The sequence below is a fragment of the Stenotrophomonas maltophilia genome, from assembly GCF_900186865.1.
GTDB classification, from domain to species: domain Bacteria; phylum Pseudomonadota; class Gammaproteobacteria; order Xanthomonadales; family Xanthomonadaceae; genus Stenotrophomonas; species Stenotrophomonas maltophilia.
In genome coordinates, this window is the sequence record NZ_LT906480.1 from 1,838,584 (window position 1) to 1,853,099 (window position 14,516).

The window sequence follows — 14,516 nt, forward strand, 5'->3', positions numbered from 1 at the left end:
AGCATGAAGTTGACCCTGCCCACCTGGCTGACGTTGTTGCGGATCGTGATGATCCCGGTGCTGGTGCTGGTGTTCTACCTGCCCTACACCTGGACCAACTTCGCTTCGGCGGCGATCTTCGGCCTGGCCGCGATCACCGACTGGCTCGATGGCTGGATCGCACGCCGTTACCAGCTGGAGTCGGCCTTCGGCGCCTTCCTCGACCCGGTCGCGGACAAGCTGATGGTGGCAGTGGCACTGTTCCTGATCGTGCAGGGCCATCCGACGCCGTGGATGGCGTTCTGGGCGGCGGTCATCGTCGGCCGTGAGATCGCGGTATCGGCGCTGCGCGAATGGATGGCCGAGCTGGGCCAGCGTGCGAAGGTGCGCGTGGCGATGATCGGCAAGATCAAGACCACCGCGCAGATGGTCGCGCTGCTGTGCCTGCTGTACTCGGTGGCCCCGAACGTGCCGGTGGAAGACATCTGGATGGGCTGGCCGGTGTTCCATATCGGCGACTGGACCCTGGCCATTGCTGCGGTGCTGACCCTGTGGTCGGGCCTGCAGTACCTGCACGCCGCCTGGCCGAGCCTGCGTGATGACGAGCGCGCTGCGCGCGAGCGTGCGCGGCAGAAGAAGCTGGGCAACTGAGCCCGGGGTCGGATCCCTTTCCGCAGGAAAGGGCTCTGACCCCACGGTTGCTGCCATCCACGCATGGCGTGGATCTACTGGAAATGCCGCATCCACGGAGGGGGCGGATCCATCAGTTTGCGGAGACGCTGCAGTAGATCCACGCCATGCGTGGATACGCGGTGCCAGGTGCCTCGGCAGACCCTGAAAAAAGCGCTTGACGCCATCCTTGGAATAGGTAAAATTTCGCCTCCCAAGCGGGAATAGCTCAGTTGGTAGAGCGCAACCTTGCCAAGGTTGAGGTCGCGAGTTCGAGTCTCGTTTCCCGCTCCAGATTCAAGAAAAACGCTCCCGTAAGGGGGCGTTTTTCGTTTGCGTGTTCCACGCTTCATCCTCACTTCACCGCCACTCCTTCGCCTCACCACGCGGCAGTTCGAAGCTGCATCTCCGACGCTCCACGGCGATGCCGCAATGCCTCACACTTCCCCCGCCTACGACCACGACGTGGTCATCGTCGGCGCCAGTTTCGCCGGTGCCGCCTGCGCATTGGCTGCCGCCCAGTACGGTCTGCGCGTCTGCGTGCTTGAACGCAAGGCCGACCCCGGCGAGCGCCTGCACACCACCGGCATCGTGGTGAAAGAAGCGATGGAGCAGACCTGGTTGGGGCGCATGCCCGAGCATCTGGTGCAGCGCGTCGCCAACGTGCGCCTGTATGCGCCGAACCTGCGCAACGTGTTGCTGGCCGCGCCGGGCTATTACTTCCTCACCACCGATACGCCGAACCTGATGCGCTGGCTGGCCAGCGAGCTGCGCGCGAATAGTGTCGACCTGCGCCTGCAACGGTCTTTCACCGATGCCCATCGCAGTGGTGACGGCTGGCAGGTGGATGGGGCAGGGCGATGCGCCTATCTGGTTGGTGCTGATGGCGCACGCTCACGCGTGGCACATCGCACCGGACTTGGCCAGGTGCGTGACAACCTCTACGGCGTCGAGCGTGAGTTCGCCGGCCTGCAGTTGCCGCAGGGCGACGCGCTGCATTGCTTCGTCAGCAAGCACTACGCACCGGGCTACATCGGCTGGGTCGCACAGAATCCGACCGGGCTGCAGGTGGGATTGGCGCTGCGTCATGACCCGCAACAGGTGCGGCCGCCGGATATCGATGGCTTCCTCGACCACGTGCGCGATGTGGTCGACATTCCGCCTTCGGCGCGTCCCTCGGCCACCCGCGCCGGCTTGGTCCCGTGCGGCCGGCCGGATGGGCCGTTCACCGGCCAACGCGTGATCCTGACCGGCGACGCGGCAGGCATCGTCTCGCCGCTGTCCGCCGGGGGCATCCACTCCTCGTGGCGGCACGGCTGGGCGGTCGGCGAGGCGATTGCCCGCCATCTGCGTGGGCAAGGGCCGGAAGCGGAACGGGTGGCGCGGCGGGTGGCGCCAGCATTCCATGGCAAGCGCCTGCTGCGCTGGGCGATGGACCATCTGCAGGCCGACTGGCCGCTCAATGCACTGCTGCACACGGCGGCCACGCGGCGCATGGCCGAGCAGGTCTACTTCCACCGCCGTGGCGTGCGCACGTGAGGAGAGCAGGTGGGGGCGTCTGAACGCCGTCCCTCACTCACGTGAAAATTCCTGTTGACGCCGTGCAGCAATATCGACACAATAGCGCTCCTTTGACGCAGGTCGAACGAAATCTGCGGGAATAGCTCAGTTGGTAGAGCGCAACCTTGCCAAGGTTGAGGTCGCGAGTTCGAGTCTCGTTTCCCGCTCCAGATTCAAGAAGAACGCTCCCGAAAGGGGGCGTTTTTCGTTTGTCATGACGTTGGCGGCACGGGGCGCTACATTCGCGCCATGGCATTGTCATGGCGGGCGTGATATCGGCGGCCTGGCGGGACGATTCCAGCGTTAGTGTCGCAATCGGAATGGCGGGGCGTATCGGTCGTGGGGATGACCGCAGGGGCGGGGCTCGGGGAAGTTGGCAACAAGACGCAATGGCCCGGATGTCGCACCAGCGTTCCGTGCGTCGCATGCAGTGAAAGGCTGGCGAAAGGCCAACGCCATCGTTGCCTGAACCGCATGCGTGCTGTGACCTTTTTCGGACCATTTCTCCATGTTCGCTCCACAATCGCACGGTAGCCTTCATGCTCCTTCTACACGTTGGCGGGCTGGTGGTCAGGCGTATCACTTCAGTGGCAGTGCCCAGGACAGGGCGCGGACTCTCCCTGCAGGCAGTGCTGCGCCCCGGTGCGTTGTTGGCAACCCTGGCCCTGGCCGGCTGCATGTCGGTGCCCGTCCCGGACCTGCCTGATCGCACACCCAGCGCCTGGACCCAGGTACCGCAGGGCCAGGGCGTGGCGGTGGACGCCAGGCAGTGGTGGAAGGTGCTGGCCGACCCGGCGCTGGATGGCCTGGTCGATCAGGCGGTCGCCGGCAATCTCGACCTGCAGCAGGCCACCTTGCGCCTGCAGGCCGTTCGGATCGTCGCTGGCACGTCCGACTCGCGTTTCCTGCCGGAAATCTCCGCCAGCGCCAAGCAGGTGCAGGACGCCGCCGCTGTCGATACCTACTTCCATGCCGGCATTGAAGCGATCTGGGACCTGGGCCTGTTCGGCGCCGCCGAGAGTGCGCAGCTGAGCGCGCAGGCTTCGGCTGGCAATGCCGAGGCGCTGCGCAATGCCGCGCAGGTCGCGGTGATCGCCGACGTGGTGCGTAGCTATCTTGACCTCACCGTGGCACAGGCCCAGCAGGACCTGCTGGCCCGGCAGCAGACTGTGGACGAGCGCGGTGAACAGTTGGCCCTGGTCCGCCAGCGCCTGCGCCTGGATGAACCCGGCGAGCTGGACCGCCTGCGTGCGCGCCAGGCGGCGACCCGCGCAGCCACGGCGCAGGCCCGCGAAAATGCTGACAACGCGGCCCGCGCGCTGGCATTGCTGCTGGGCCGTGACGGCCCGGACCCGGCCTGGCGCGCCTATCGCACGCCGCCGAAGCTGGGCACGTTCTCGCTGCAGCAGGTCCCGGCGGACCTGTTGCGCCATCGTCCGCAGATCCTGCTGGCCGAATCGGAGGTGATGCAGGCCGCCGCCAGCAAGGGCTCGGCGCGCGCCGCGATGTACCCGCGGATCAGCCTCGGCGGCTCCATTCTGTATGCCTACAACCTCACCCAGAACGCGCGCTCCAATTCCGACTCCAGTCCGTCGATCGGTCCATACGTCGATATTCCGCTGTGGGACTGGGGCCAACGCCGTGCGCGTTTCCATGCCGATGAGAAGCAACTGGACGCCGCGCTGCTCGGGTATCGCAAGGCCGTGCTGGAAGGCGTGAGCGAAGTGGAAGGTGCGCTGGGCAGCCTTGCACGCCAGGACAGCAGCATCCAGTCGCTGCGCGCGGCCAACGATGCCGCCAACCAGCAGGTCAAGCGCCAGGCGCGGCAGGTGCAGCTGGGCCTGTCCAGCGAGTTCGATGGGCTGGACACGCAACGTGCCGCGCTCGCTTCGCAGGCGGATCTGATCGGTGCGCAGGGCGCACGCGTGCTGGCGTTTGCTTCGCTGTACCGCGCCCTTGGCGGCGCACCGCTGCCGGTCGAGGCTGAGGGCGAACAGCAATGATCGCGCTGGCCCGCAAGACCCTGGCCTATGAGTGGCGCCGGTTCCTGCCGGTGGTGCTGGCGATGTGTTTCGCCGGCGTGCTGTTGATCGTGCAGGCCGCACTGGTGCTGGGCATCTTCGGCACCGCCGCGATCTATGTGAAGGCATCCTCGGCCGACATCTGGGCCGGTTTCCCCGGCACTCAGAGCGTCAACTACGGCCACGCGATCAGCGCCGATGTGGAAAGCCACCTGCGCATGGATCCGGATGTCACCCGCGTCGAACCTTACGAGTGGGTTGATGGCGAATGGCGCTCCAGCGCGCAGGGGACCGGCAACGTGTCGGTGTATCTGTCCGGCATCTCCACCCGCGACGATGCAATGATGTTCGCGCGCATCCTGCCCGCCGACCTGCGCGCGCAGTTGCGCGAGCTGGGTGCGGTGATCGTCGACAGCGCCGATCTGGATACGCTCGGCGTGGACCTGCAGAACAACCGTGCGTGGATCAATGGTAAGGCCGTGCGTGTGGTCGCCGCGCAGCCGGGCCTGCGTGGCCTTGGTGGTGTCAACGTACTGGCTTCGCTGGATACCGCGCGCGCCATCGCCGGTACCGACCCACATGAGGGCAGTACCTACTTCGTGGCGGGCCTGCGCTCGCCTGACCTGGCCGACCGCGTGCGCGATCGCCTGGCCGCGTCGATGGGCCAAGCTACGCCGGTCGAGTTCTGGACCGAGCCGGAGTTCGCCAGCCGCTCGCAGCAGTACTGGCTGTTCGACACCGGTGCCGGCATCGCGGTGTTGTTCATGGCCGTCATCGTCTGCTTCGTCGGCGCGGTGATCACCAACCAGTCGTTCGCGTCGGTGGTGGCTGGCTCGGTTCGCGAGTACGCCACGCTCAATGCACTCGGTGCAGGCCGCTATGCGCTGGCACGGGTGGTGTTCGAGCAGGCGTTGCTGATCGGTGGCGTGGGCATGTTGCTGGCGGCGGCCTTCAGCACCGTGGTGCTGTTGATCGCGCAGACCCAGCGCGTGCCGGTGCAGCTGACACCGATGGTGATCCTCGGCTGCGTGGCGCTGGTTGCGGTGATGGCCATGCTCTCCAGCATCATGGCGGTGCGCAGTGTCGTCCGCTCCGATCCATCGTTGCTGCTGCGTTGAGGACCGGCCGATGACTTCCACACGCGCCGTCGCCCCGACCCTGCGGGCCGATGCACTTGAAAAGGGCTTCATGTCCGGCGACGTGCAGGTGCCGGTGCTGCGCGGCCTGTCGCTGGACATCTATCCTGGCGAGCTGACCCTGGTATCGGGCCCGTCGGGTTGCGGCAAGAGCACGCTGTTGTCGCTGCTGTCCGGCCTGTCCGCGCCCGATGGTGGCCGCGTGCACGCACTTGGCCAGGATGTGGGGCACATGACCCGCAGCGAAGTGGAGCGCTTCCGCCTGCACCATGTCGGTTTCGTGTTCCAGGGCTTCAACCTGTTCCCGGCACTGACTGCGCTGGAGCAGGTGCAGCTGCCGCTGGGCTACCGCGGCATGCGCAATCGCGAAAGCGAACCGCTGGCGCGCAAGGCGCTGGAAGAAGTGGGCCTCAGCCACCGCAGCCACATGCGCCCGGCGCAGCTGTCCGGCGGCGAGAAGCAGCGTGTGGCCGTTGCCCGCGCCTTCGCCAAGTCGCCGACACTGATCTTCGCAGACGAGCCCACCAGCGCGCTGGACGCCGAGAACGGCCAGCGCGTGATCGACATCCTGCATCGCTACGCACGTGCGCATGGCGCCACCGTGCTGTGCGTGAGCCACGATCCGCGCCTGATCCGGCATGCCGATCGGGTGATCGCCATGGAAGACGGCATGGTCCGTGACGACCGCCGCCAGAACGAAACTGTAGAGTCCGCCCCATGACCAAGACGTCGCACCTGCTTCCCCTCAGCCTGGCCCTGTCCGCGGCATTGCTGCTCGGCGCCTGTTCCAGGGACGCGCCTGCGCCTGCACAGTCGCCTTCGGGCAAGGCCGGTGCAACCGCCGTCGGCAAGGTCGCGGTGGCGCGCGGCATCATCGACGTCGAGGGTGGCCTGATCGCGCTGGCACCGCCGGTGGATGGCTCGATCACCGCCGCACCGGTGAAGGAAGGCGCCACGGTGAAGAAGGGGCAGCTGCTGCTGTCGCTGGATGGTGCCTTGCTGCAGCAGGAGGTGGCGATGGCCAGCGCCGATCTCGCCTTGGCCAATGACCGCCTGAAGGGCAGTCAGGCGCAGCTGCGCGAACTGGAGCGCAACGCTACTCGCCTGTCCACGGGGGCCAGCGAAGGCGTGTCGTCCAATCAGCAGGCCGATGCGGCCAAGCAGCAGCTGGCGGGTGTGCGCGCCGATGTCGACGTGGCCAGTGCGCAGGTCGACCTGGCCCAGCACAAGCTGGAACACGCCAGGCTGAAACTGCAGCAGATGTCGCTGAGCGCGCCGGAAGCCGGCACCGTGGTCGGCCAGGTGCCTGGCCTTGGCGCATTCGTGCAGGCCGGCAAGCCGGCAATCTCCCTGCTGCCCGCGCGCCCGCTGCAGGTACGTGCCGAACTCAGCGCCGCCTACGCCGATGCCGTGCAGGTGGGCATGAAGGCTACTGTCGTGCCGGATAGCGATGGCGCCGAGAACACCAGCACGCTGCCGTCTGCACGCGTGGTGCGCATCAGCCCTGTGTTCGCGCAGGCACGCCTGCCTGAAGATGCAGGGCGTGGCGTGGCCAAGGTGGTGGAGTGTGTACTGGAGTTCGATGGCGAGGCCAAGGCGCGCTTCGGCCAGCATGTGCGGGTGGAGTTCCGGAAGTAAGCCTAGTGCTGCGGCGGGGGCGCATCCGCGCGCCCTCGACGCCTGAGCGTCCGCCATGCGCTCACCGCCGACACCATGCACAGCGCCAGCAGCAGTCCCACGTCCAGCAGCAACAACCACAGCAGATGCATGCCGTGTACCGGCGGCTGGTGCATGGCTGACAGCATCCACGGCACCGACCATGCCAGCAGCAGGGCGAAGGCGATCAGCAGGCGCAGCCACAGGCGTTTCAGTCTCCACGGCCGCACGATCAAGGCGGCCACCACCAGTTCGACGGTGCCCAGCAACGCGAACACGATGACGGTGCTGGTCGGGTAGGGCAGTTCGGCGCCCTCCATGTGATGCAGCAGCCAGTAGTCTGGTGTGAAGCCGGCATTGACCAGTGCGGCGATCAGCGCCAGCCAGGTCAACGCAACCAGCAACCAGAACAGGCGGACGTAGCGTCTAGGCATCGGCGGTGTCCGTGGTGGCAGGCAGGCGCTTGCGTGATGCATACCACGCGGAAATGGCGATCGCGGCCAGTGCCAGCAGGCCGGGCCCGAGGGTGAAGTACAGCAGGCGCAGCGGATGGTTGTGCATCAGTGTCCAACTCGCGAACGCCAGGGGAATCGCCAGCACCAGCAGCTTGGCAAACAGTGGCCGCAGCACCGCGATCAGCGGCTGGGCGCCAATGAACATCCAGAACAGATAGAACTGGGCGATGCCCAGGCCGATGTCACGATGTGAAGCAAAGCCGAAATGGTCGCGATACCAGTTCATTCCCAGCGGTATCAGTGCCCAGTACAAGAGGGCTACCAGCAGATGCAGCAGCAGGGCGATCAACAGGGGGGTGCCGCGAAGGAGCATGGGCGAACGGGGCCGGGCGAGGCAGCGTACCCCACTGCGGACGTCCGTGACCGCATGATGTGAAGACTGTTGACGGCGTGAAGGAATTTGGACACAATAGCGCTCCTTCGACGCAGGTCGAACGGAATCTGCGGGAATAGCTCAGTTGGTAGAGCGCAACCTTGCCAAGGTTGAGGTCGCGAGTTCGAGTCTCGTTTCCCGCTCCAGATTCTACAGGGCCCCGGCAGGGGCCTTGTTTTTCTCCCGCCACGGCAAGGCGGGGCACGTTGGGCCACAAGGCTTTGCGCGCAGTCAGAAAGGTGAAATCGCTGGTGTGTTTTCCGGATTTCCGGTAGCATGTCGGCTTACGCGGGAATAGCTCAGTTGGTAGAGCGCAACCTTGCCAAGGTTGAGGTCGCGAGTTCGAGTCTCGTTTCCCGCTCCATGTTCCGACAGGCCCCATCATGGGGTTTTGTCTTGTCAGGGCCCAGTTCCTGGCGCGCAGTACGTTGGCCTCATGGCAGAGTGGCTATGCACCGGATTGCAAATCCGTTTACAGCGGTTCGATTCCGCTTGAGGCCTCCAATTGAAAAGCCCTGACTCCGGTCAGGGCTTTTTGTTTTTCTGCGGTCTGGAATGTGCTGTACGAGCGCTATGATCGGGTCTGGGCCTTAGCGGACTTCATGCGGATGACTCCCCGACACATCGTGGAAACCTGGATCGAGCGCTTCAACGCAGGCGATGCTGCTGGCCTGGCGGAGCTGTATCACCCCGACGCGATCAATCACCAGGTCACCCAGGACCCGATCAAGGGCCGCGATGCGATCCGTGCCACCTTCGAGCGTGAATTCAGCACTGCTGAAATGGTCTGCATTCCCGAAGTCATCCATGAGGCCGGCAATGTCGCTGCGCTGGAATGGCGCGACCCTCTTGGCCTGCGTGGATGCGGCTTCTTCACGGTTGACGGAGGATTGATCACGTTCCAGCGCGGCTACTGGGACAAACTCTCGTTCCTGAAGATGCACGGTCTTCCGATCGAGTGAGCCGCAAGGCCGGGCGGCATCCGTGCCGCCTTGGTCGTGGCCTGATGGGCTACAGCCTGGCCAGCGCCTGCACCGTGGCCTGCGTCAGCGGCTGGGGCAGAGCATCCCCGGCAAACCAGCCCAGCCCGGTCTGCACGCCCGGCTCCTGGATGGAAGCCTCGGCACCCGCAAGTGCCCGTGCCTCGTAGATAGGCGCGACCCAGTGCTGAGCAAGCGCCGGCTCGAAATGATCGGCCACGCACAGCAGGCGCAGCAGCTGCACTTCCAGGGCGGTCTCCTCGCGGACTTCGCGGACGACGGCAGCCTCCACCGTTTCCATCCAGTCGACTTTGCCGCCAGGCAGGCCCCAATGCCCGCGCTCCGGATCGCGTCCGCGCTGGATCAGCAGGATGCGGCCGTCGGCATCACGGACGACGGCGCCGCATCCAACGCGGGGAATCTGTAGTTCAGTCATGGCGGTGAATGAAGAAGGGACGGTTTTCATTCTTGCATGCACGCCGCATCAGGCGAACCCGCGCTAGGCTGGGCACCTGTGCATCAACAACCTCGCGGGTGTGTCGCATGGTCATCCGGCAACTTGGTGCTGACGACGCCGACATTCTCTGGCGGGCGCGGTTGCAGGCGCTTCGCGAGTCGCCCGCTGCGTTCCTGTCTACGCTGGCCGAGGCGCAGAATGAGACAGCAGACGTGATGCGAGCCCAGCTTGCTGATCCCGGCACGCGTTATTTCGGCGCTTTCATCGACGGCAAGCTTGCGGGCTTCCTGCGCTACGTACGCCCGATGCGGATGGCGCGACAGCATACGGCGGAAGTGCACAGTGTCCATGTGGGCACCGGCCACCGTGGCCAGGGTATCGCCCGCCAGCTTCTTCTTGCTGCGTTTGCATCTGCGCGCGCCGAGGGCATTGAATCGCTCACCCTCACGGTGCTGGAGGACAATGCTGCTGCGCGCGGGCTGTATGAATCGCTGGGTTTCAGCGTACTCGGCAGGGAGCCGCGCGCAGTCAAGCGCGAGGGCAGCTACACGGATATCGTCTCGTACTGGATCACACTGCACTGACAGTGAAACGTTGCCGCGGGCACGGTCATGTTTCCGTGGCACGATGAGGCTGGACACCGGTTCCAGGAAGACAGGGCAATGCACGTTCAGGTATCCAGCAGGGAGCGCGTAGCGCCGCAACACCGTCAGCAGGCGGTGGATCTGCTCCGCCAGGCTTTCCCGGACATGCAGGGCGAGGGCTACGCCATCCCGGGGCCGGTCGCTCTGGTCCTGGCGATGGGAGGTGATCAGGTTGTCGCACATCTCGCGCTGTACGAACGCAACGTACTGCTGGACGGCGAGCCGGAACGCATGGGCTTGATTGGCGGCGTGGTGGTGCGTGCCGACGTTCGCCGGCAGGGCATTGCCTCGCGGTTGATCGAAGCGGCCCATGCAGAGCTGCGCCGGCACGGTATCGATTTCGCCGTGCTGTTCGCCCTGGATCATCGGCACTATGCCTCTGCGGGCTATGTACCGATGCAGAACGAGACCTGCTTCATTGAAGACGGCCACGTACGCAGGTTCGTCTACCGCGGCGGCATGGTGGCCACGCTGGGAGCGCGCCGCTGGACCACGGCCTTGCTCGATCTGCAGGGCGAAACGGTCTGAACGGCGCCAGCGTGCAGTCGCCACCAAACCACCGTATCGTGGCGGTTGTCCAATGAACCAGGGAGCGGTGCAGGATGAAGGGGAAGGTAGTGATGGCGATGATGCTGCTGGGGTGTTTCCCGCTGGCATCGGCCCAGGTCTACAAGTGCAAGGGCGCTTCCGGTGAAACGGTATACAGCCAGAATCCCTGTGCTGCCGGCGCTGAACCCATGAAGCTGCGTTCCAGCCGTTCCTCCACGGAAACGGCGGGGGAGGCATCGAACCGCGCGGCGGTGTACCAGAACACCGAACTGGCCGACGCCGGTATCGCCGAGCGCAACTGCGTGCAGGGCGAGCGCTCGCGCATCTACGGTCCGCTGGAGTCGCGCAGCCAGCAGATCGGTCGGCAGATCGCCGAGTTGAACCGGCAGATGGCCGCGTCGAGCAACAACCTGGCCGGCGCAACCCGTGACTCGGGCATCCGTGCGCAGATTGCCAGCCTGCAGCAATCGTTGAGTGCCGAGCGGATGGCGGCGGATACACAGATGGCGAGTGCGCGCGAACAGTGCGCCTCGACCCGGCGTGAACGCGAGCGTTCGGTGCGCGACAAGTTCAGCAACGTACCCGCGGGTACGCCATGAGTCGTTCCCGCTAGGCGGGAAGGCGCATGGGTGTCTCCGCACGGAAGTTGCGCCCGACCGGCGCGCTCACGCCCAGGTAGTGCCGGAACAGGTAGATCAGCGGTTTCCAGCGCGCCACATCGATGTGCTGGGTGCCGTCCACGGTGATGTCTTCGTGCGCATGCACGCAGCGGATGCGGCCTTCGACGATCACGAAGCCCTGGCCATCATCCTCGCCGGGTGGATGCATCGCCATGACGGTGGCCTCCACCTGCAGCGGGCACTCGGCAATGGCCATCGGAGCAACATGCGTCGACACGACGGCAGTGAATCCGCCCAGTGCGAACTTGTCGCGCACGTACACGTAGCCCATCGCCTGCTTGGCGGTCGGCACCGGGTTACAGCCGGTTGCCCGCGCGATCGCCTCGACCTGTGCGGCCTGCGCGGATAAGGGGAAGTTCAGCACGCACTCGTTGCGCAGTTGCAGGTTGCGATAGCCCTGGCCCTGCGTACCGAGACCCAGCACTACCCGGTTGCCCAGCGCCCAGAACGAAGAAAGCGGGCTGATGTTGCTGCTGCCATCGTCATTCAACGTGGTCATCAGCAGCACGGGCGTGCCTGGGTACAGGACCGAAGGGATGATGCGGCGGCGATGGATCGAAGCGGTCTTCACGGCAGGTCTCGCGGTTGCGGGCGAGCACTGTGCCGCGCAGTCGGCTGCTGACGCTTCGGCCTGCATCGAACTGTTGGCAGATGACGGCATGCCACAATGGGGCATGGTCCACACCTCCGGTTCCCTTGTCAGTGTCGGTGCCCTGGTCGGGGACCAGGCGCGTGCCGCCATGCTGCTGCAGTTGATGGATGGACGGGCCTACACCGCGATGGAGCTGGCGCGCGTGGCCGGGGTAACGCCGCAGACGGCGAGCACGCACCTGCGCAGGCTGGTCGAGGGCGACCTGCTGGTGGCGGTGGCGCAGGGGCGTCATCGCTACCACCGGCTGGCATCAAACGAGGTGGCAGAGATGCTCGAAGGCATCCTGCGCGTGGCCGACCGTACCCCTTCCTGTACCGCTGCGGCCGCGCGCAGCATGCCTGCACTGCGCGAGGCGCGTTCCTGCTATCGGCACCTGGCCGGCGTGCACGCGGTCGCCATCACCGATCGCCTGCTGCAGGCGGGGCATGTACTGCCATGCGAAGGGCATTGGTAGATCAGCGCTGGAGGCGCCGCATTCCTTGCCGGACTGGGCCTGCCGTTGCGCGAGCTCCTGCAGCAGCCGGTGGCGGCCAACCCGGCGCGCTACTGCCGTGGCTGCCTGGACTGCACCGAACGGCGGCCACACCTGGCAGGGCTGGTCGGTGAGGCGATGCTGGACAGTTTCGTGAACAACGATTGGCTGCGGCGCGTCGAGGGCCGGCGCGAACTGCGGCTGACGCCACCCGGGCGCGAGGCGTTGTGGCGGCTCTTCAACCTGGCGACCTGAGCGGCGCGGCCAGTCTCAGTCACCCGCGACATGGCAAGGCGTTATGGTCGAGTTCCACGTCTCAGGGAGCTGCAATGGCGAGCAAGGACATCACGGGTCGCTTCGGGCACGGAGCGAATCGGAAATGAGCAAAATCATGGCAGATGTGCGTTGGCTGACCTTTCGGTTGAAGAACGGGCAATCCATCGGCCCGGAGCGGCTGAAGGACGGATGGGTGATTGCCTCGGAAACCGCCCGCTGCGAGGTCCGCCGCGAGCATATCGAGGGATCGGGCCTGGTGTACGCCCTGTATGCGCCGGCCAACCTGGCCTCACCGCGGCGCGCGGAAATGCGCATGCGCGAATTCCTGATGAGCTCGGGCTACACCTTCACGATGGGCACGCTGGGCGGCTGATCCCCGCCTGCTGCGGCTGCGGGCGCACGGCCAAGACCTGGCCGAGCGCGCCGATCTGACCGCGCGCATCGAGCAGCACTGTGCTGGTCGGCCGACACCCGGGTGGCCAAACGGCACCGACATGTCGAAGCCCAGCCACTCGCCTTCGGGCATGCCGAACAGGTGCGCGGTCAGATCGAGGGGAGGCGGCACATGCTGCGCGGGTCCCTGCACCGTAAGCGTTGCCAGCCTGGCGGACACGTTTCGCTACGCGATGGACTCAGCGTTGCACTGTCTTCAAGGCATCGACAACCTGTGCTTCAGAGAAGCCACAATGTCCTTCGCCCACCGATGGCAGTACCCGTGGCGCTGGCCGCGCACCGGCGTGTGCGGCCAACTGCGGATACACCGTCTGCATGTGCGGCACGATGGTCGGGTCGTTGTGGTTGAACTGGATCACCAGCGGGCGCTGCAGTGCGCCGGTCAGCGCCAGCGTCGCGCGCACCCTGGCCTGCGCGGCAGGTACAGCATCGATGCGCCGCACCCCGGCGTTGAATGCGGCGTCATCGCCGAAGCCGCTGTAGACCATGCCCCTGTTGCCGACCGGCATGCCACCGCTGCGTGTGGCCAGCTCGTGCAGGACCAAGGCGTGCAGGCTGATCGTGCCGGCCACTTCATCGGGGGAAACCTGCAGCCGCTGCGCCAGCAACGCGGCATGCGCCGGGTCGCGTTGCAGCGCGGTGGCGATGCCCTGGTAAAGCTCGCTCTGGGGCAGCATGGCTGCTTCGCGCGACGCCAACCCGGTGACCGGCAGCCCCTCAGCCTTGGGGAAGAAATAATCGAACGCGACCAGTGTGGTCAGCAGGTCGGCTGCGATCTGTTCGCCACTGAGATTGGCGCCGCACAGCGACACACCACCGGCATAGTGCTGCGGGAAAAGCTCGAGGCTGCCAATGGTTACGGCACCACCCATCGAGAAGCCCAGCATCCAGGTGTGTCGCACGCGCTTGAGTTCACCCAGGGCATGCTGTCGCAGGTGTTCCATGTCGGTGATCGCCTCGGCCACCGCCCAGCCTTGGCTGGAATACGCGCTCTGCGCGACGGCGTAGCCCGCGCCCAGCAGTGCTGCGGTGCTGTCACCGGCGGCCATCGGCGTGGTGCGTGGCACGCCCACGGGCTCATAGCCATGGGCCAGCATCACCAGGTCGCCGTTCCAGTCTGCCGGTACATCCAGCCGCCAGGGGGCGCCCTGCAGCTCGCCGCTGAGCGTGCGTGGTGCCGTGGTTGGTGCTGCCAGCGATGCCGTCGAAGCATGCAGCAGGCCAAGGGCGAGGGCACATCGAAGCAAGGGGCGCATCGTGGTCATTCCATGCGGGAATGGCGCAGAGCATAGAGGCCAGCGGAATGTTGCGCGCGCTGCACTGCCGCAGGGGATTGCGGGCCGTACAGGCGGCGCTCTACGCTGGTGGCATGGCTCCGCACGTCACCGCGTCGATTATCCGCATTCCCCAAGGGAAGGCGGGGTAGCGCGCGGTCGTCACGGCC

18 protein-coding genes and 5 tRNA genes are annotated in these 14,516 nt (G+C 65.9%); 18 read left to right on the plus strand and 5 right to left on the minus strand.

Annotation, left to right across the window (positions count from 1 at the left end):
* Positions 1–3: 3 nt before the first annotated feature.
* The 8 genes from pgsA (at position 4) to CKW06_RS08835 (ending at position 7,003) form a co-directional block, all read left to right on the plus strand.
* Positions 4–630 (plus strand): CDP-diacylglycerol--glycerol-3-phosphate 3-phosphatidyltransferase, encoded by a 627-nt coding sequence (pgsA, locus tag CKW06_RS08800; RefSeq protein ID WP_005412825.1) that lies wholly within the window; start codon positions 4–6, stop codon positions 628–630.
* 236 nt (positions 631–866) lie between these two features.
* A tRNA-Gly gene (locus tag CKW06_RS08805) sits at positions 867–942 on the plus strand.
* A gap of 138 nt (positions 943–1,080) precedes the next feature.
* Positions 1,081–2,187, plus strand: coding sequence for an NAD(P)/FAD-dependent oxidoreductase (locus CKW06_RS08810; RefSeq protein WP_024956595.1), 1,107 nt, complete (start codon positions 1,081–1,083; stop codon positions 2,185–2,187).
* Positions 2,188–2,302: 115 nt separating this feature from the next.
* Positions 2,303–2,378, plus strand: a tRNA-Gly gene (locus CKW06_RS08815).
* Between the two features lie 369 nt (positions 2,379–2,747).
* Complete coding sequence (locus CKW06_RS08820; protein ID WP_024956596.1) at positions 2,748–4,211, plus strand: efflux transporter outer membrane subunit; 1,464 nt, start codon at positions 2,748–2,750, stop codon at positions 4,209–4,211.
* A complete protein-coding gene (locus tag CKW06_RS08825) occupies positions 4,208–5,347 on the plus strand; it encodes an ABC transporter permease (RefSeq protein ID WP_024956597.1) in 1,140 nt (379 codons plus the stop codon). Before CKW06_RS08820 ends, CKW06_RS08825 begins: the two co-directional genes overlap by 4 nt.
* A gap of 10 nt (positions 5,348–5,357) precedes the next feature.
* The gene (locus CKW06_RS08830; RefSeq protein ID WP_012479691.1) at positions 5,358–6,086 is read left to right on the plus strand and encodes an ABC transporter ATP-binding protein; all 729 of its coding nucleotides are present in this window, start codon (positions 5,358–5,360) and stop codon (positions 6,084–6,086) included.
* Positions 6,083–7,003, plus strand: coding sequence for an HlyD family secretion protein (locus CKW06_RS08835; protein ID WP_024956598.1), 921 nt, complete (start codon positions 6,083–6,085; stop codon positions 7,001–7,003). The genes CKW06_RS08830 and CKW06_RS08835 overlap by 4 nt, the downstream gene beginning before the upstream one ends.
* Before the next feature lie 2 nt (positions 7,004–7,005).
* Here the strand turns inward: CKW06_RS08835 and CKW06_RS08840 are convergent, their stop codons facing one another.
* Positions 7,006–7,455 (minus strand): hypothetical protein, encoded by a 450-nt coding sequence (locus tag CKW06_RS08840; protein WP_024956599.1) that lies wholly within the window; start codon positions 7,453–7,455, stop codon positions 7,006–7,008.
* Entirely contained in the window at positions 7,448–7,849 is a 402-nt protein-coding gene (locus CKW06_RS08845) for a hypothetical protein (protein WP_024956600.1), read from the minus strand. The genes CKW06_RS08840 and CKW06_RS08845 overlap by 8 nt, the downstream gene beginning before the upstream one ends.
* A 130-nt stretch (positions 7,850–7,979) precedes the next feature.
* Between CKW06_RS08845 and CKW06_RS08850 the strand changes: the two genes are divergently transcribed.
* From CKW06_RS08850 to CKW06_RS08865, 4 genes are all read left to right on the plus strand, one after another.
* Positions 7,980–8,055, plus strand: a tRNA-Gly gene (locus CKW06_RS08850).
* Positions 8,056–8,197: 142 nt separating this feature from the next.
* A tRNA-Gly gene (locus CKW06_RS08855) sits at positions 8,198–8,273 on the plus strand.
* A gap of 66 nt (positions 8,274–8,339) precedes the next feature.
* A tRNA-Cys gene (locus CKW06_RS08860) sits at positions 8,340–8,413 on the plus strand.
* A gap of 104 nt (positions 8,414–8,517) precedes the next feature.
* On the plus strand, positions 8,518–8,871 hold the full coding sequence (locus CKW06_RS08865) for a nuclear transport factor 2 family protein (protein ID WP_005408904.1): 354 nt from the start codon (positions 8,518–8,520) through the stop codon (positions 8,869–8,871).
* A 49-nt stretch (positions 8,872–8,920) separates the two neighbouring features.
* Here the strand turns inward: CKW06_RS08865 and CKW06_RS08870 are convergent, their stop codons facing one another.
* Positions 8,921–9,325, minus strand: a complete 405-nt coding sequence (locus tag CKW06_RS08870) for an NUDIX hydrolase (protein ID WP_024956601.1) — start codon at positions 9,323–9,325, stop codon at positions 8,921–8,923.
* 107 nt (positions 9,326–9,432) lie between these two features.
* On the opposite strand from CKW06_RS08870, the gene CKW06_RS08875 reads away from it, so the two are divergent.
* From CKW06_RS08875 to CKW06_RS08885, 3 genes are all read left to right on the plus strand, one after another.
* Entirely contained in the window at positions 9,433–9,930 is a 498-nt protein-coding gene (locus CKW06_RS08875) for a GNAT family N-acetyltransferase (RefSeq protein WP_024956602.1), read from the plus strand.
* A gap of 78 nt (positions 9,931–10,008) precedes the next feature.
* Positions 10,009–10,518: a GNAT family N-acetyltransferase gene (locus tag CKW06_RS08880; RefSeq protein WP_024956603.1), complete on the plus strand. Its 510-nt coding sequence runs from the start codon at positions 10,009–10,011 to the stop codon at positions 10,516–10,518.
* Positions 10,519–10,592: 74 nt separating this feature from the next.
* Complete coding sequence (locus CKW06_RS08885) at positions 10,593–11,138, plus strand: DUF4124 domain-containing protein (protein WP_024956604.1); 546 nt, start codon at positions 10,593–10,595, stop codon at positions 11,136–11,138.
* Between the two features lie 10 nt (positions 11,139–11,148).
* Here the strand turns inward: CKW06_RS08885 and CKW06_RS08890 are convergent, their stop codons facing one another.
* Positions 11,149–11,790 carry a flavin reductase family protein gene (locus tag CKW06_RS08890; RefSeq protein ID WP_024956605.1) on the minus strand — a complete coding sequence of 214 codons (642 nt, stop codon included), beginning with the start codon at positions 11,788–11,790 and terminating at the stop codon, positions 11,149–11,151.
* A gap of 103 nt (positions 11,791–11,893) precedes the next feature.
* Here CKW06_RS08890 and CKW06_RS23920 point away from each other — a divergent pair, with 103 nt between their 5' ends.
* From CKW06_RS23920 to CKW06_RS08900, 3 genes are all read left to right on the plus strand, one after another.
* A complete protein-coding gene (locus tag CKW06_RS23920; protein WP_231910909.1) occupies positions 11,894–12,325 on the plus strand; it encodes an ArsR/SmtB family transcription factor in 432 nt (143 codons plus the stop codon).
* Positions 12,326–12,370: 45 nt separating this feature from the next.
* The gene (locus tag CKW06_RS23925) at positions 12,371–12,598 is read left to right on the plus strand and encodes a hypothetical protein (RefSeq protein ID WP_227415193.1); all 228 of its coding nucleotides are present in this window, start codon (positions 12,371–12,373) and stop codon (positions 12,596–12,598) included.
* Positions 12,599–12,722: 124 nt separating this feature from the next.
* On the plus strand, positions 12,723–12,992 hold the full coding sequence (locus CKW06_RS08900; RefSeq protein WP_005408911.1) for a hypothetical protein: 270 nt from the start codon (positions 12,723–12,725) through the stop codon (positions 12,990–12,992).
* Positions 12,993–13,251: 259 nt separating this feature from the next.
* Here CKW06_RS08900 and CKW06_RS08910 read toward each other — a convergent pair whose 3' ends face one another.
* Positions 13,252–14,328 carry an alpha/beta hydrolase family protein gene (locus CKW06_RS08910; protein WP_024956606.1) on the minus strand — a complete coding sequence of 359 codons (1,077 nt, stop codon included), beginning with the start codon at positions 14,326–14,328 and terminating at the stop codon, positions 13,252–13,254.
* Between the last annotated feature and the right edge of the window lie 188 nt (positions 14,329–14,516).